Raw genomic sequence first — 17,917 nt, 5'->3', positions numbered from 1 at the left:
CGGTGTTGTTAGCTTTAAATTTAATTTATATGCCTTTTATTGAATTTTATATCCGTATTTTGTTGTTATTTAGATTTATTAATTCACAAGGCTGGCTTTTTACGGGTTTAACTTCTCATTATGTGGCACCCTTAAAAATGAAGTGGTAAAGTTTCGTCAATTTCCAGCGCTCATCCCTCTCACGGGTAAACTATTTTGGAGTAATTACAGTGGCTGTGTTTAATCAAGCTGAATTTGATAACCACGAACAAGTGGTTTTTTGTTCTGACGAAGCGTCAGGTTTAAAAGCAATTATTGCCGTACATAATACTAACCTTGGCCCTGCTGTTGGTGGTTGTAGAATGTGGGACTATGCCAACGATGAAGATGCCGTTTACGATGTTTTACGTCTCTCTAAAGGGATGACCTATAAAAATGCGGTTGCTCGCCTACCGTTTGGTGGTGGTAAATCAGTTATAATTGGCAATGCAAAAGAGATTAAGTCAGAGCAGTTATTTCGAGCTTTTGGTCGCCAATTAGAGCGATTAAATGGCCGTTACTATTCTGCCGAAGATGTAAACATTACATGTGATGACGTTGCATTAATGAATAAAGAAACGAATTATGTGCTGGGCTTGGAAGGAAAAAGCGGTAATCCGTCACCTTTTACAGCTTACGGTACGTTTTTAGGAATTAAAGCGGCATTACAGCACCAACGTGGGCATCAAGATTTTGCGGGCATTAAAGTGGCGGTACAAGGTTTAGGTGCAGTCGCCTATGGTTTATGTAAGCATTTAGCCCAAGCTGGTGCAAAATTATTTGTAACAGATATCAATCAAGATGCTGTAGAGCGCGTAGTAAATGACTTTGGTGCTACGGCAGTGGGTATTGATGAAATTTACGACCTTGATGTTGATGTATACGCACCTTGTGCATTAGGTGCCACCATTAATGATGAAACCATTGCACGTATTAAGGCAACCATTATTGCTGGGTGTGCTAATAATCAGCTAGCGCAGTCTCGTCACGGTGAAGTACTTCGTGAAAAAGGTATTTTGTATGCACCCGATTACGTTATTAACGCTGGTGGCATTATTAATGTGTATTACGAAACTGCACCACAAGGCTACAGTGAGGCGGCGTCTAATAAACATGTTGAAGGTATTTTTGATACCTTAACCGAAATATTCACCCGTAGTGAAAAAGAGCAAAAATCAACGCACTTGATTGCCGATGAGTTAGCGCAAGAGATAATTCAAAACGGCCTGTAAACTTACCCCGTTTATTTAAACTAAGGCGTACAGTGGTACGCCTTTTTTGTTTATACTCTGTGGCGTGGTAGTTTTTGTGGCCAAGACCCTAAAGGCATTGCGGCCTAATCGTTAACGACAAGCTTATGGATATTATGACTGATACAAACGCCTTAATGGAGCCCATCGACCTTGATACATGGCCTCGCCAACAACACTTCGAATTATTTAAAAACTTTACCCAGCCATATTTTAATGTGTGCGTAACACTTAACGCCAAGCCTTTATTTGAATATTGTAAACAAAATAAACTGTCTTTTTTTCAAGCATATGTGCATGCCACATTAAAAGCTTGCCACGCTTATAACCCGATTATGCTAAGAATTATTAATGACCGTCCATGGCGATTAAAGCAAGTAAGAGCCAGTGTGGTAGAGCTTGCTAGTGATGATTCGTTTATATTTAGTTACTTTAATTATTCGCCTTGCCTTGAAGAATTTGCTCAGCACGCCACAGCGATAAGCGCCAATGCTAAATCTCAACCGTTATTTTCTCAGGCGTTTAATCAAACCGAAGGGCAGGCCGATTTGATACATATATCGGTTTTACCTTGGCTTAATTTTAGTAGTTTTTCGCATGCCTTTAGTGAAGGGAAAAGCTTAGGTATTCCTAAATTTGTGTTTGGTCAATACGATAAAACCACGGGCCTAATGCCGTTTTCGATTGATGTGCATCATTCGCTAATGGACGGTTTACACGTCGCAGCGTTTATAAACGTATTACAAAACAATATTGACGACTTTTGTAAAGATTAATTGAATTTAGTTAATGCAATGTATTTATTTGCTATGGTAGTATTTTTAGTTAGATAGGCGATATAAGTTAATTTGTAACGATTAGCTGATACGTTTACGACATTAAGTTTTAGCGACTTATTTAAGGTGCTTTTTAGCACGTATTATTACGTTGTTTACGCTATTGTTTAGTTTTAATTAACGCGCTTTTAGCGCTTAAACAAACCCTAGTGTATTCACCCAATGCGTATAGGGATTTTAACGCTTTGTTGGAGCGCACAATTTTGGTGTGCTCAGTGCCAAGTAAATTCTTTCCTACTCCTTTTAAATAACGATAAAACGCTTACACACAAGTAAAAGAATAACTAAGGCAGTTGATGATGAGACAATTAAGCATTATATGTTCTTTTTTCGTCATGTTTTTATGTGAAGCCCAAGAGCAAACCCGTTTACCGTTAAGTGATTATTTTTCTGAAACATGGAATACCCGCTCTGGATTGCCACACAACAGTATTAATAGCGTTACGCAAACCCAAGATGGCTACTTATGGGTTGCTACATGGGAAGGTTTGGCACGTTTTAATGGCCAAGAGTTTACAATATTAACCCGTGCTCATATTAATAACTTACCCGACTCGGGTTTAAGGGCACTCACTCCCACAAATAGTGGTGGGTTATACATAGCGGGGTCGCGCGGAGGAATTAGCTTATATCAACATAGGCAGTGGGATACCAAGCGATCAGCATCAACCATGGTTAATCATTTAATTGAAAGTGCTGATCAAAGCCTATGGTTAGCTCTTGAAAACGACGGCGTGTTTTATCGTGAACATAACAGCGATACCGACCTTGCAATTATTAAAAATGTGAGTGCTTATCGGGTTATAGAAGATCACGATGGGGTTATTTGGGCAGCAACCAGTGCAGGCCTTTATAAAATACACAACAAAATACCGACCTTAATGACACCACACTTTGGTTTACCAAATGCACCTGTCTATAACTTATTAATTACTCGTGGTGGCTCGCTTATTGTGGGAAGTGAAAAAGGCGCGTGGATCAAAACCAATGCGCAGTTTCAGCCAATACATGAAAAGCTTAGCAATGAATCTATTTCTAGCTTATTAGAGGATAACCATGGAGATTTATGGTTTGGCACAATTAATAAAGGGGTGTTTAGGTTATCGCCTGATGGCGTAGAGCAGTTAGATGCCAATAACGGATTACCCGCCAACCGTATTTTATCTTTGTTACAAGATAGAGAAAACAGTATTTGGATTGGCACAAACGCCGGATTGTTTCGCCTGCGTGAGTCGCCGTTTTCATCGTGGACCCAAAAAAGAGGTTTAGCGGGGGATTATACCCGCACAGTGCTTTCTCACTCCGATGGCAGTTTATGGGTGGGGGGAAGCTCTGGCTTAAATATAATAAAAAACAACCGCGCTACCTTGGTTTCAGGCTCTAAAGAAAGCAGTCCTTATTCTGTGCTCAGTTTACACGAAGCACCCGATGGTAGCGTGTGGGCAGGTACGTATACCTCAGGTGTTTTAAAAATAGTTAATAATACCTTTACCCCGTTTATTAATCGTAGCACTGGCCTTGGGAGTAACGAAGTAAGGGCTTTATTATTTGATTCTAAAAACCGTTTGTGGATAGGCTCTGCCATGGGGCTGACGCGCATCAATGAAGATGGCAGCTTAAATCAATTTACAAATAAAAAAGACTTACCAAGTGGGTTTGTACTTGCACTTAGTGAAGATAACGCAGGCAATATTTGGGTAGGCACCGGCAATGGGGTAGTGGTATTTGATATTGTTAGTGAGCAATTTACAACGGTTGAATTCCCTCGTGAGTTTTCTGCGCAATATGCGTTTGGGTTTTATATTGATGAGACCTATACATGGATGGCCACAGATAGAGGCTTAATACGCTATGAGCTAACAAGCGGAAAAATGGCCATGCTTGGCTTAGAGCAAGGTTTACCTATCGATAAACTATTTCAAGTGGTGCCGCACAATGGCTCATTTTGGCTCTCGAGCAATCGCGGAATTATTCAAATCGATAAAAATCATATACAGCAAATCCTCGACGCTCCCGCGAGCGCTAAAGCACCCGTGCTTAACTATCAACTGTATGATGAAGGCGATGGGATGTTAAGTGCGCAGGCCAACGGAGGTTCAACCCCTTCGGCTGTAACGCATAACGATGGGAGTATTTGGTTTGCAACCGCAAAGGGTGTGAGTACCGTAAAACCAGCGCGCTTACAAGCATCAACGCAAATTGCGCTGCCGACCATTATTGAAAATATTTTTGTAGATGGTAAGCCTATTGCGCTTCCGCTTGAAGGGGAGTCGGTATTTTTGCCTCCGGGGGTTTCTCGTTTATCGTTTCATTATGCAGGGCTGAGCTTTATTATGCCGCAGCGATTAAATTTTCAAACCCAATTAAAGGGCTTTAACGATAAATGGGTTAATCGCCAACATATGACCGGTGCTGAGTACACTAACTTACCGCCAGGGGAATATACCTTTATGGTACGAGCAAGTTACCCTAACGCACAGTGGCAAGATAATCAGCAAGCTGTAAATATTGTAATTCAGTCATTTTTTTGGCAAAAACCGCAATTTAAGTTTGCAGTATTTGTATTATTTTTAATGGTTATTTTTGCTATATACAAATACCGTTTATACCACTACAAAAAAATAGAAATAGAGTTGACTAATCGCGTAGAAAAACAAACCCAAGACCTACAAACGCAAGCCAATGCGTTTGCATACCAAGCAACGCACGACCAACTTACCGACATGCCTAACAGGCGTGCTTTTGATAGCTGGCTTGCCCATAACTTTGCCACTTACAAACAGCAAAACCGGCCGTTAGCCATAGCTATACTGGATATTGATCACTTTAAGCGGATTAACGATAACTGGTCGCATATTATTGGCGACAAAGTGATTTGTACTATTGCAGAGCTGCTTAAAAATGGCTGCCAAGAAAACCAGCATATAGCACGTTGGGGCGGTGAAGAGTTTACAATTGTTTTTGCAGATAAAACCGCCGACGAAGCAAAAATCATATGCGAAGCACTGCGCGAGAGCATTGCACAGCATGACTTTTCGGCCATTGGTGAGGGGTTAAGTGTAACAGCCAGTTTTGGCTTGTCTGACTCAACCAACGTCGGTGATTACGACCGCCTTTTATCGCGGGCAGATCAAGCATTATACAAAGCTAAAAATAGCGGACGAAATTGCACAGAAATTATCTGATTGAAAATGAGTGAATGCGCACATATTAATAAGAGACTAACTTATTTTGGATGTCCCCATGATAAACGGGCTACTCATTTTTGCTTTGGCTATTTTTGTTGTAATTTATTGGCGCTGGCAGGCACTACAAAACTGGCTTTGGAATAAAAAATATAAAAACGCGGTTTTAAACTCTCAACAAAAAGAAATACTCCTTCGTTGCATGCCTATCTATAAAAAGATGACGGATAACGACAGAGCCAAGCTTGAGCGCCACATAATATGGTTTTTAAATGAGAAACGCTTTTTAGGCCGAGACGGACTAAAGCTAACCCCCGCCATGAAGCTGATAGTTGCTGCCGATGCCTGTGTGTTAGTGCTTAATAAACCTTGGCCACTTTATAAAAACGTGAAAGAAATTTTACTCTACCCCAGTGCGTATTATGCGCCGCAATCTACACGAGATAGTGCTGGGCTGGTTAGTTACCACAACGCGGTACGCTTAGGTGAGTCGTGGCCTGGTGGCACGTTAGTGCTAAGTTGGCATGATGTACTTGAAGGCAACCGTTTACCAAGCGATGGCCATAATTTAGTGTTTCATGAATTTGCTCACCAGTTAGACCAAGAAACCGGAAAAACCACTGGCACTCCATTATTAAAAACCCCCAATGCTTATAAAGAGTGGGCCCGAGTGTTTAGCCGTGCCTTTGTGCAGTTAAAAAGTCATGTTGCTTATAACATGCCTCACGTTATTCATAGTTATGGGGCCACCAACGAGGCTGAGTTTTTTGCAGTACTCACAGAGACCTTTTTAGAAAAGCCGGCGCAGCTTAGGCAACACGACCCTGAAATTTATAGAATGCTGGTGGATTACTACCAATTTGACCCCATAGTTTGGCATTAATTTTTGGTACTTGGTCTGATAACGCTGGCAAGTTAGCGCTGTTTTTGTTGCAATCGTGTTAGAGAGTTTAACTGCAATAATAACAAGCGAGAAATGCATGAAAAAAATGCTTCACACTGCACTGGCTTTATCAGTCGCCCTTGCAATAGGTCAGCCGCACGCAAACGAAGAGCAAGAAAAGTGGCAGGTAGACTCACCAAAAGGCGAGTTTGTAGATGCCACCATTAGCACAGAGCAAGGCACATGGATGAACATTGATGTTAGTCCTGATGGCAACACGCTAGTGTTTGACTTACTTGGCGACATTTACACTATGCCTATAAGCGGAGGTGAAGCAACTAAACTCACCTCAGATATTGCTTGGCAAATGCAGCCTCGCTTTAGCCCTGATGGTAAACACATTGCGTTTACCTCAGATCAAGGCGGTGGTGATAATATTTGGGTTATGGACGTTGATGGTAGCAATCAACACGCTGTGACTGACGAAACCTTTAGACTTTTAAACAGCCCCGCATGGAGCCCTGATGGCGATTACCTTGTCGCACGCAAACACTTTACCGCTAGTCGCTCACTAGGGGCTGGAGAAGTGTGGCTCTATCACAAAGCGGGTGGTAAAGGTGTTCAGCTTACTAAACGTGAGAACGACCAAAAAGACTTAGGTGAGCCAATGTTCTCACCAGATGGGCGCTATGTTTATTTTTCTCATGACGCGACACCAGGTAAAACCTTTCACTACTCTAAAGATTCTGTTGCCGGTATTTATAAAATTAAGCGCTACGATAGAGAAACAGGCGAAATAGAAACCATAATACAAGGCATGGGCGGTGCGATAAGACCCACACCTTCACCTGATGGTAAAAAGCTTGCCTATATAAGACGTGATGACTTTCAAACAAGCTTGTACTTATACGACCTAACCAGTGGCGAGCACACCAAGCTTTATGACAAGCTTGAACGCGATATGCAAGAAACTTGGGCTATTCATGGTGTGTATCCGACCATTGCGTGGACCCCAGATAACGAAGAGCTGGTGTTTTGGGCTTCCGGTTCGATACATAAAATTGCTGTTGATGATAAAGCTGTTGCGCGTGTTCCCTTTAAAGTAAACACCAGTAAAAAAATACAAACCGCGGTACGCTTTACTCAAAATTTAGATACCGATGAGTTTGATGTAAAAATGTTGCGCAACGTGCAGGTTAGTCCCGATGGTGAAACTGCGATTTTTGAAGCATTAGGTTATATTTATAAACGCGATTTAGACTCTGGTAAAATTAAGCGCTTAACCAAACAAACTGATCATTATGAGCTGTTCCCGCAGTACTCCCGCGATGGTAAAAAGATTGTTTACACCACGTGGAGTGATACTCAGCAAGGCACTGTACGCGTTGTTTCCGCCCGTAGCGGGCGCGGCGAGGCGCTAACTCGCGAGCCGGGTAAATACGTTGAGCCAACTTTTAGTCCTGACGGCAAAACAATCGTTTATCGTAAAGCCACCGGCGGAAGTATTTTAAATCCTAAGTGGTCACTTAACCCTGGTATTTATAAAGTAAGTGCAAAAGGGGGAGAGAGCGAGCTTATTTCTAAAAGTGGGTATCAACCTCAGTTTGGTAGCGCCAATGACCGTGTATTTATCATGAGCCCTTGGCCTAAGCCTACCTTAAGTGTTGTGGAGCTTGAAACTAAAAACGTTCGTAAACTTTACGAATCAGAGCATGCGACTGAATTTCGAGTCTCACCAGATGGTAAATACTTAGCGTTTGCTGAGCGCTTTAAAGTATTTGTTACCCCGCTGGTAGAAAGCGGCTCACCTATCACAATAAGCCCTAAAGATAACCAGTTTCCTATTGAGCAGTTGTCTGTGCGTGCGGGTGAAAATATAAGTTGGAGTGCTCAAAGTAACACACTCTACTGGAGCTTAGGGCCCGAGCTATACCATGCAAGCCTTGATGGTATGTTTGCTATTGATAAAGCCGATGATGCCGACTTTAAAGTAAAAAGCGGTGAGAATATTAGCTTTAGTAAAAAAATGGCTGCACCAAAGGGCATGATTGCGCTAAAGGGCGCCAGCATTATTACCATGAAGGGTGAGCAAGTCATTGAAAATGGTGTCATCATCACAGACGGTAAACGCATTAAAGCAATGGGTACTGCTGATGAGGTAACGATCCCCAAAGGGGCTGAAATTATCGATGTAGCAGGTAAAACAATTATGCCTGGGATTGTTGATGCGCATGCACATGGCTCACAAGCCAGCGATGAAATTATTCCTCAGCAAAACTGGAAAAACTATGCTGGTTTAGCGTTAGGTGTCACAACAATTCATGATCCATCAAACGATACCTCTGAAATATTTACCGCCAGTGAAATGCAAAAAGCCGGCATGATTGTCGGGCCACGTATTTTTTCTACCGGCACCATTTTATATGGAGCAAATATGCCTGGTTACACCTCGCATATTGATTCGCTAGATGATGCTAAATTTCATTTAGAGCGTCTTAAAAAGGTTGGGGCGTTTAGTGTTAAATCGTACAACCAGCCACGCCGTGAGCAGCGCCAACAAGTTATTGAAGCAGGGCGTGAGCTTGAGATGATGGTTGTGCCAGAGGGCGGCTCACTGCTACAACATAACTTAAGTATGGTTGTAGATGGGCATACGGGCATTGAACACTCAATTCCGGTTGAGCATATTTACGATGATATAAAACAATTATGGTCGCAAAGTGATGTTGGTTATACCCCAACGCTTGTTGTCGCCTATGGTGGAATTTGGGGAGAAAACTACTGGTACGATAAAACAGATGTGTGGAATCACCCGCGTTTAAGTAAGTTTGTGCCTAAAAATCAGCTGTTGCCACGTGCTATGCGCCGAGTAAAAGCGCCCGATTATCACTATAACCACTTTAATAACGCCCGTGTTGCTAAAGAGCTGCAAGATTTAGGTGTACTGGTAAATTTAGGTGCTCACGGACAACGCGAGGGCTTAGGTGCACATTGGGAAATGTGGATGTTTGCTCAAGGCGGTATGAGTTCACTTGAAGCAATTAGAGCCTCTACGCTTGACCCTGCTAAATACTTGGGGCTTGATAAAAATATAGGCTCGCTAGAAGTAGGTAAGCTTGCCGATTTAATTGTTATTGATGGCGATCCGCTGAAAAATATTCGCGATTCAGATAAAGTCGATTACACCATGATCAATGGGCGCTTATTTGATGCAAGCACAATGAACGAAGTGGGTAAAAAGCAGCGAAAACCACTTTATTTTGAAAAGCTATAATTGTAATACACGTTTAAAAAGCGGCTATTAGCCGCTTTTTTTTAGCTCAAAATAAATTATTTAATAAAGCGAATTGATAGAAGGTGATAAACAGGCACAAAAAAACCGCTTAACGCGGCTTTTTTATTAATCACATGTTGTTTAAACAACACCGCGCGGTAAGCGACAGTCGTGATCTTTACTTGCAAGCTCAACAATCCAAAGCTCTTCAGCTGTGTAGCCGTCTTCGCTTTGTGTTACAACAGTAAACGGCGCTGTTTTTTGTGCTTTAACAGGCGCAGCAGCTTTAGTTTTAGTTTTTTTCGCAGGCGCTTTTTGCTCAGCTTGTGCAGGCGATTTGCCAGAGCTTAATTCTTTCGTTAGCTCTGCTACATCAGCTAGGCGTAAGTTTTTGCCACCATCGATGCTGTACCAGCCAGGTTTTGTAGTAATTTCAGGTTTTTTACCATTGGCAGCTTCATATGCAGCTTCAAAGGCAGATAAAACTTCTGTTTTGTCTAGTTTGCTCATCAGAGACCCTATACGTTGTGAACACAGATAAAGAAGCCGTATTTATACCTATTTTCCAACTGTTTTTCAATTTTTTGCGATTTTCCTTCCATTTTAGCCCCATAAACGCCAAAATTTGCACAAAATTCAGTGCTGAGTAAGGTAATAAGTATGCAACGTAGAGAATTTAACCAACTGTTAAACGACATTTTAAAGCCTCACACAATTAAAGATTTTTGTCCTAATGGGCTGCAAGTCGAAGGTAAAAATGAAATCAGAACGATTGTTACGGGGGTGACTGCAAGCCAAGCACTCATTGATGCAGCGATAGAAAAAAAAGCCGATGCTGTTTTGGTCCACCATGGTTATTTTTGGAAAGGTGAATCGCAACCTATTACAGGCATGAAAAAACGCCGTATTGGGGCTTTGTTAGCGCACGATATTAATTTATTTGCCTATCATTTACCGCTTGATATTCACCCTGTTATAGGTAACAACGCCCAGCTTGCTAATTTGCTCGATATTGAAATAGAGACAGGGCTTGAACCCATTACTAATAGCGTTGCTATGAAAGGACGGTTAAAAACTCCGCTTACAGGTAGCGAGTTTGCAAATAAAATAGCCAAAGTTTTAAACCGCGAGCCTTTAAGTAGTGTTGTACGCGACGAAAAAATTAACACCATTGCCCTGTGTACAGGAGGTGGGCAAGGTTATATCGACTTAGCAGCAGAGCAGGGGATTGATGCATACCTAACGGGTGAAGCCTCAGAGCAAACTATTCACAGCTCGCGAGAGCAAAATATAGACTTTTTTGCAGCAGGGCATCATGCAACCGAGCGTTACGGAATTAAAGCCCTTGGTGAGCTACTTGCCAAAGAACATGGTTTTGATGTGAGCTTTATAGATATAGATAACCCAGTATAAATTTATATATACTACAGCGCCTCTGGGTTTATCCAGCGGCGCATACTTATCCACGCATACCCAATCACTTCATGGGCATATTGCGTTACTACACGTAATGCCTCAGCATTTGGTATAAATTGTTTATACAAAGGTAAAGCCGCAAAATTGTGATAATCCGTAGCGGCAGGAATTACCTCAATGCCTTGGGCATTAAACAAGTTTATTGAGCGCGGCATATGTAGCACAGACGTAACCAGTGCAACCTTAAAATCAACGAGCTTAGGCGCGAGGAGTTTGGCTTCTGCGGCTGTATCCATCGCCTGTGGGTTTTGTTTTATGCGGTTTTTACTCACCCCTAAATTTATTGCTGTTTGGCTCATTAACGCGCTATTTGTTACTTTATTATAGCCACCGCCAGATACGATAAGCGTTGCATTAGGGTTTTTTTTTGCAAGCTTAACCCCTTCTACCAAGCGAGTAAGCGCACAGTTTCCTAGCTGATTATTAGCGCTTAAAGCGGGGTTAGGGTTTATGTTGCAACCCAGTACAACAATTTTATCAAGGGTTGGGTGTTTTAGTGCATTAAAAGCCAATGACGCGGGCTCATTGTTTTTAATCAGTTGATGCGCAGCAAACGGCGTACTTAATACTAAAAGCGCCAATAGACTTAAGCTTGCGATTACTAAAGCAGACTTACGTTCACGAAACGCCAACACTAGCATTACAAACGCAAGTAAACCAAATAGTGGTAGCGGCATAATTAAGCCACCTAATAATTTTTTTAATTCAAACATAAAAAGCAACATAAAACACAATAGGCCTTATGTTACTTATTCGTTTGTGATTTATCGACCGTTATTTTGCTTACAGGTATTTAAAAAATGGCGATAAACGGGGTTGTCTTTCATGTCTTTTTTCATGGCTAGGTACATAGGGCGGGTTAGGCCTAGTGCACCAAGCGGGATAGATTTAATTAAACCTTGGCTTTCGTAAGGTGTTACCAACCAATCAGGCAGCGCTGCTACACCCATTCCTGCACTCACTAGCTGAAAAATTAATAAGCCTTGGTCTACATTTTTTAAGGTGCCGTCAAAGCGGGCATTTTGAATAAAGTGTTTAAATATATCTTGTCGCTCGCGCGGAATAGGATACGAAATAATGGTTTCGTTTTTTAAATCAAGCGCCGTTACATATGCTTTTTTAGCTAGGTCGTGATCAGGGGCGACGATAAGCTTTAATTTAAAATCAAATAAGTGAGCGTATTCAAGTTTATCAGGATCGCGTATATCTGAGGTCAATACTAAGTCGAGCTCATCGTTGAGTAAATCTGGTATAGCGTCGTAGCTAAAGCCGCGTTCGTAGTCAATTTTAATATCTGGCCAAAAATTATTAAATTCTTTAATAGTAGGAAGCAGCCAATGAAAACACGCATGGCATTCAACACTTAAGCGCAGTTGGGAAATAGGTTGATTAAGGCTTTCTTTTAAACGGCACTTAGTGGCTTCTACTTTAGGTAAAACTTCGTTGGCAAGTTCGAGTAATAGCATTCCTTGTGGCGTAAAGCGCACAGGTTGCGTTTTTCTTTCAAATAATTGGCAGTCTAATTTGTTTTCTAAGTCTTTAATTTGATGAGATAAAGCTGATTGCGTTAAAAATAATTCCCGGGCTGTATTAACTAACGATCCGGTGTCTTTTAATGTCGCAATAGTTTTCAGGTGTTTTATATCAATCATCTTTAATAATTCTCAAGGGAAAAGTGAGTTTGGCTCAGATTGACTACATACTACGCCTTTACAAAAAACGTTTCAACGTCTAGATGGCTAAAATAATCTATTATTTACTAAAATAACCCCTTAAAGTTAAATTAACTAATGTGAGTACTTTGGTTGCTACTGGTTTGATGAGTTTGGCATGAGTTTAGCTCAAGTTGTTTTGTTGGGTTATGCAGCGGCTGTTAAAAGCAGCGTTATGGGCAGGGCAGCTTAATAAATGGCACTGGTTTTTAAGAGGGATAAGTAATTATCACAACGCGCAATAACAGGTCTGTTTTTAATGGGCTAAAGCTTAAACAGCAACAACATGTTTTTATTACTTCAAAACTGAGCGCTTAAATAAACGAATGGGTATTACGGGGCTTACTTTTTATATCTTTTGGTTGTGAAAAAGTAAGCCTTTGGATAACAGCTACTACAGCGGTTTATGGATAAGTTTAATGGCGTGTTGTGCTGTAACTGGTTTTGACTTTAAAAAGCCTTGCCCGTAATTACATTGAGTGGCTTGTAAAATATTTAGTTGCTCTTGGGTTTCGATTCCCTCAGCCACAACTTCAAAGTTTAGTGATTGCGCTAATGAGAGAATGGCCTCTACTAATGGGTTATTGGTTTTGTTGAGGTGATCGATAAAGCTTTTATCTATTTTTAAAATATGAATAGGTAATTGGTGTAAGTAACCAAGTGCTGAGTATCCAGTACCAAAGTCATCCAAGCATAACTTCACTTTAAGTGGGGCAAGCCCTTCTATTATTTGGGTTGCTAAATCAAGGTTAGCAATAAGCCCTGATTCAGTGATTTCTAAACACAACGACCCTAAAGGCAGTTGGTATTTATTATACAATGCGTGAACTTGGGCAACAAAGTCGAGGCTGGCAAAATGACGCGATGACACATTGACCGTTACTTTTAAAAAGCGATGCCCTAATGTGTGCCAGTGCGCAATATGTTGGGCTGCGAGGTCAAGCAAGTGCAAATCGAGGTTAATAATTTGCCCAGTGGTTTCGGCTATCGGAATAAACTCATTTGGTGGCACAAACCCTTTTTTAGGATGGTGCCATCTCACTAATGCCTCAAAGCCGACAACTTCGCTTGTCGCTATAGTAAAAATAGGCTGAAAATAAAGCTCAAATTCGTTGTGTTCAATGCCGTGTTGTAAGTCGTTTTCTATATCGGCATGTGTTTTGAGCTTTTTACGCATGGTGTTATTAAAAAACTTAACTTGGCCACGCCCGCTTGATTTAGCTTCGTACATAGCGGCATCGGCTTGCTGTAATAACAAATAGGCTTTATCGTCGCTGCTTTCGCTAAAGGCGATGCCAATGCTGGTTGATGCTTGCAATAAATGACTATCCACATTAAGTGGCTTAGCAAGGGCTGTGTTTATTCGTTTTAACGCTTCGCTAACCTGGTTTCGGTGCGTGATGTTTTCCATAAAAATAGCAAATTCGTCGCCACCAAGGCGTGCAAACGTATCAGTGTTTCTGACGGTGCCTTTTATGAGCTCACAAATCTCAATTAAAAAGTGATCGCCAACCTCATGGCCAAGCGAATCATTGATACTTTTAAATCGATCAAAATCTAAATAAAGCAAGGCATGGCTCGTGCCTTTTTTAACACGCGATAAACGCAAAATTGCATGTTTAATACGCTCAATAAGTAACGAGCGATTAGCGAGGCCTGTTAGCTCATCATGCAATGCTTTGTGTTCAAGCTCTTGCCTTGCAAGCTGCCTATCTATGGCCATACTAATTTGCCTACTTACGTAGGTTAAAAGGGCGCTGTCGTGTTCGTTGTAATGCAGCTTTTTATCGTAACTTTGAACAACAATTACACCGCTTATTCTATCATTTGCTTTAAAAGGCACACCTAGCCAGGATTCAGAAAGACGGCCAACAAGTTTAAAGTCGCCGTTATCTATATGTTGTTGATAATCGTTTTGATTTAATAGCAGTACACGGTCTGATTTTAGTAGGTAATACGAAGCTGTGTCTTTTAATTGCTCTTTTGATATTTTTTTGTGGGCGTGCGTTTGAATGCCTTCTTCAACGATGTAAACCAAATCGAGTATGTCTACTTGCTTATCGTAAAGGGCAATAAAAAAGTTATCTGCAGGAAGTAAGCTATTTATTATGCTGTGAAGAGCTTCAAAAAAGGTATCTAGGTTACTGGCTTTATACGTTAAATTAGCGATTTGCAGTAAGCTGTTTTCAAGCTTTTGCGCATCATTTAACTGTTTTACTGTGTGCGTTAAGCTATTGACCGTGTTTACTTGGTTTAGCTTAGCACTTAATAAGTGCGCAACCGTGGTTAATATTTCTAGATGGGCGTTTGTGAAGTAGTTTTTTATTGGATGTTCACAATCAATAACCCCTAAAACATGATCCTTGTATATAAGTGGCACACATAACTCTGATTGAGCAGGGCGTTCATCAGCAATGTAGCGAGGGTCTTGCGTTACATCGCCAATAATAATAGCTGTGCCTGTGCGGGCAACATAACCGGTTATACCTTCGTTAAAGCCAATAACTTTGCGCTCTGCTTGGTATTCGTCCCTGGTGTGGGTTATGCCCATAGAAGCGACTTGATTTAGCTGTAAACGTGTTTCATCAGCCAGGTAAATAACACAATCAACAAACCCAAGGCGGTTTACTACTTGAGTGGTTACATACTCAAATAACTCTTCTAGGGTATCGAGCTGTAATAAGCTTGAGGAAAACTGATTTATTATGCTCAGTTGTTCAGTTTTAACTTCGAGCGCTTTATAGGTATCGATATGATTCGACATAGGGTAATTTTATTCTTTTTATTTATGTTAGCACTGATAAGTTAACCCAAATTTAAAGCATGTTCAAAATAAAACGCTTAAACGAGTGTAATCGTCGTTAAACTTAAACCCAATAGCATTTTGCAGCACTCATAGAGGGGAATAGTTTAGATAACACTTTACTAGATCTTTCCATATGCCTATGATCGGATAAATTCAGCCGTGGAAAAAAGTAATGAGCATTAATACCGATTCAAAAAACACATTAACCATAACTCGTCCTGATGATTGGCATGTCCATTTACGTGATGGTGAGCAACTTAAAGATACAGTACGTGATATTAGCCGCTACATGGGCCGCGCCATCATAATGCCAAACCTTGTACCGCCAGCAACGAGCACTGATTTAGCGCTAGCTTATCGAGAGCGAATTATGGCAGCGGGGCCGCAGGGCAACTTTGAACCCTTAATGGTGCTTTACCTAACCGATAGAACCACACCTGAAGAAATTAAAAAAGCCAAAGCAACGGGCAAAATTGTTGCTGCCAAGTTGTACCCAGCAGGGGCAACCACTAATTCAGACTCAGGGGTTACATCAGTAAAGAATATTTACCCTTTATTAGAAGCGATGCAAGACGTGGGCATGCTGTTATTAGTGCATGGTGAAGTGACTGATTCATCAATAGATATTTTTGACCGTGAAAAAGTATTTTTAGAGACGATTTTAGGCGATGTTGTAGCGGATTTTCCAAAGCTGAAAATAGTGCTAGAACACATTACGACAAAAGACGCCGTTGATTTTGTAACAGCCGCGCCGCAAAATGTGGCGGCAACTATTACCGCGCATCACTTATTGTACAACCGTAACCACATGTTAGCTGGTGGCATACGTCCGCATTATTACTGTTTACCTATTTTAAAGCGCAATATTCACCAACAAGCGTTAATGGCAGCAGCTATAAGCGGAAATAAAAAGTTCTTTTTAGGGACTGACTCAGCACCACATTATAAAGATAAAAAGGAAGCGGCATGTGGTTGTGCTGGCGCCTATACAGCACATGCTGCGATTGAACTTTACGCCGAAGCCTTTGAAGAGGCGGGCGAGCTGGACAAACTAGAGGGCTTTGCAAGCCATTTTGGGCCTGACTTTTACGGACTTGCCCGTAACACCGATACAATTACCCTAGAAAAAAGCCCTTGGCAAGTTCCCGCAAGTTACACACTTGGTGACTCACAAGTTGTGCCTATTAAAGCAGAAGCTACGATTGACTGGCAGGTTAAGTAATTAAAGTGCATTAAATTAGCATTGTATTAAAGCCGTATAGCTTGCTGTACGGCTTTTTATTTGCTTGAAATTCAATCTTTACCTGAGATTTAACGCTCTTTACGAGGGGCTTTATTTGTAAAGCTAAGCTGTTATACATGATTTGTTACAATTACGAGCAACAAAGCTGCCGTTTTTTGTTCAATTTTAGCTTTAAAAATAACCGCTTACACATAATGCTTTATTTATTTTTGTTCTGAGTAAATAAATCTTAATTAATAGAGCCAAAAAAAAATTAATGTGTTAACCTTAACTTGCTTTGAGTTTTTGCGTATTGAATTTACGGATATTGTGCTGCGTTTAAGGTTACCGGTTAGGTTAAAACTTGTTCCTGTACTATACCTCCAGAATTTTGGGCACTGACTCAGGGAGGATATAGCCATAATAATATGGCTGAATTTTAATTATTGACTTACAGGAAAATTTAGTATGTCGGTTACTGGTAAAGTAAAATTTTTCAACGAAGCTAAAGGCTTTGGTTTCATTGAACAAGAAAATGGTCCTGACGTGTTTGTACATTTCAGCGCAATCACTGGTTCTGGTTTTCGCACTCTTAGCGAAGGTCAAGCAGTGACTTTCAGCATCAAACAAGGTCAAAAAGGCCCTGAAGCTGAGAACGTAGAAGTAGCATAATTTTAATTATGTGAACCTTAGTTCATCTTGGTGAAGCAGTTTTCTGTTTCACCATAATTCCTAAAAATCTTCCTCATTGTTTTTATACTCTCTAATATTGTTTGTTCACTCCCTAATACAGTCAAACGTTTAAATTTAACTTCTTGCTATAGCTTCAAACACGTTTAACATATTTCCCATTTTGCTAGTTAATAATCCTATTAAATAGCAACGCCGCTTCAATACACTAACAGCTCATAATCTGCATACTTACCAAGGTTAAACAATACATTTAGCACACGCATAGTGTGTATTAAAAACCGTGTAATTAACTGAGTGTTTTACTAACTTTAATAAGGCTTAACTTGGGCTTAGCAAAGTTAAAGCCATTAACTTAAATGCAGTAATATTTATACATCATCTCAAAACCACTTTCGAATTGTTGTATTTTTATACGATGAAGCGCAGGATTTGTAAGTTAAGATGTGTTTTTAGACTAATTTAACCAAATCTAGTTCATCAAATTGTCACATTTTTATTATTTTTGTTTTTTTTTAAGGTGTAATTCAGTTTTGTTTAGATGTTGCATTTTTGTTTCATGTAA

At 40.6% G+C, this 17,917-nt stretch carries 12 protein-coding genes; 8 read left to right on the top strand and 4 right to left on the bottom strand.

The features are described 5' to 3' along the window. Positions 1-209: 209 nt before the first annotated feature. The 5 genes from MTF68_RS03705 (at position 210) to MTF68_RS03685 (ending at position 9,446) form a co-directional block, all read left to right on the top strand. Entirely contained in the window at positions 210-1,250 is a 1,041-nt protein-coding gene (locus MTF68_RS03705; protein ID WP_024033350.1) for a Glu/Leu/Phe/Val dehydrogenase, read from the top strand. A gap of 155 nt (positions 1,251-1,405) precedes the next feature. After that, positions 1,406-2,044 carry a chloramphenicol acetyltransferase gene (locus tag MTF68_RS03700; RefSeq protein WP_031289849.1) on the top strand — a complete coding sequence of 213 codons (639 nt, stop codon included), beginning with the start codon at positions 1,406-1,408 and terminating at the stop codon, positions 2,042-2,044. Between the two features lie 356 nt (positions 2,045-2,400). Next, positions 2,401-5,289 carry a two-component regulator propeller domain-containing protein gene (locus tag MTF68_RS03695; RefSeq protein WP_348983606.1) on the top strand — a complete coding sequence of 963 codons (2,889 nt, stop codon included), beginning with the start codon at positions 2,401-2,403 and terminating at the stop codon, positions 5,287-5,289. A 58-nt stretch (positions 5,290-5,347) separates the two neighbouring features. Then, positions 5,348-6,172: a M90 family metallopeptidase gene (locus MTF68_RS03690; RefSeq protein ID WP_004588146.1), complete on the top strand. Its 825-nt coding sequence runs from the start codon at positions 5,348-5,350 to the stop codon at positions 6,170-6,172. A gap of 97 nt (positions 6,173-6,269) precedes the next feature. Continuing rightward, a complete protein-coding gene (locus MTF68_RS03685; RefSeq protein ID WP_248461689.1) occupies positions 6,270-9,446 on the top strand; it encodes an amidohydrolase family protein in 3,177 nt (1,058 codons plus the stop codon). 141 nt (positions 9,447-9,587) lie between these two features. On the opposite strand, the gene MTF68_RS03680 is transcribed toward MTF68_RS03685, so the two are convergent. Beyond that, positions 9,588-9,956: a hypothetical protein gene (locus tag MTF68_RS03680; RefSeq protein ID WP_004588144.1), complete on the bottom strand. Its 369-nt coding sequence runs from the start codon at positions 9,954-9,956 to the stop codon at positions 9,588-9,590. Between the two features lie 150 nt (positions 9,957-10,106). Here MTF68_RS03680 and MTF68_RS03675 point away from each other — a divergent pair, with 150 nt between their 5' ends. Then, positions 10,107-10,859: a Nif3-like dinuclear metal center hexameric protein gene (locus MTF68_RS03675; RefSeq protein ID WP_248461688.1), complete on the top strand. Its 753-nt coding sequence runs from the start codon at positions 10,107-10,109 to the stop codon at positions 10,857-10,859. Between the two features lie 11 nt (positions 10,860-10,870). On the opposite strand, the gene MTF68_RS03670 is transcribed toward MTF68_RS03675, so the two are convergent. The 3 genes from MTF68_RS03670 to MTF68_RS03660 form a co-directional block, all read right to left on the bottom strand. Further along, positions 10,871-11,635, bottom strand: a complete 765-nt coding sequence (locus MTF68_RS03670) for an ElyC/SanA/YdcF family protein (RefSeq protein ID WP_248461687.1) — start codon at positions 11,633-11,635, stop codon at positions 10,871-10,873. 51 nt (positions 11,636-11,686) lie between these two features. Continuing rightward, positions 11,687-12,574, bottom strand: coding sequence for a LysR substrate-binding domain-containing protein (locus tag MTF68_RS03665; protein WP_004588141.1), 888 nt, complete (start codon positions 12,572-12,574; stop codon positions 11,687-11,689). A 454-nt stretch (positions 12,575-13,028) separates the two neighbouring features. Next, complete coding sequence (locus MTF68_RS03660; protein ID WP_248461686.1) at positions 13,029-15,398, bottom strand: GGDEF domain-containing protein; 2,370 nt, start codon at positions 15,396-15,398, stop codon at positions 13,029-13,031. A gap of 214 nt (positions 15,399-15,612) precedes the next feature. On the opposite strand from MTF68_RS03660, the gene pyrC reads away from it, so the two are divergent. Together pyrC and MTF68_RS03650 are read left to right on the top strand one after the other, a co-directional pair. Continuing rightward, positions 15,613-16,662 carry a dihydroorotase gene (gene pyrC, locus MTF68_RS03655; RefSeq protein WP_248461685.1) on the top strand — a complete coding sequence of 350 codons (1,050 nt, stop codon included), beginning with the start codon at positions 15,613-15,615 and terminating at the stop codon, positions 16,660-16,662. A 468-nt stretch (positions 16,663-17,130) separates the two neighbouring features. Then, the gene (locus MTF68_RS03650; protein ID WP_004588138.1) at positions 17,131-17,334 is read left to right on the top strand and encodes a cold-shock protein; all 204 of its coding nucleotides are present in this window, start codon (positions 17,131-17,133) and stop codon (positions 17,332-17,334) included. Positions 17,335-17,917 lie beyond the last annotated feature (583 nt).

Origin of the sequence: Pseudoalteromonas sp. 2CM37A, assembly GCF_023161885.1 — a bacterium.
Lineage (GTDB): Bacteria > Pseudomonadota > Gammaproteobacteria > Enterobacterales > Alteromonadaceae > Pseudoalteromonas > Pseudoalteromonas atlantica.
The sequence above is the reverse complement of the archived record's forward strand: the minus strand, read 5'-3'. Positions and strand labels throughout refer to the sequence as shown.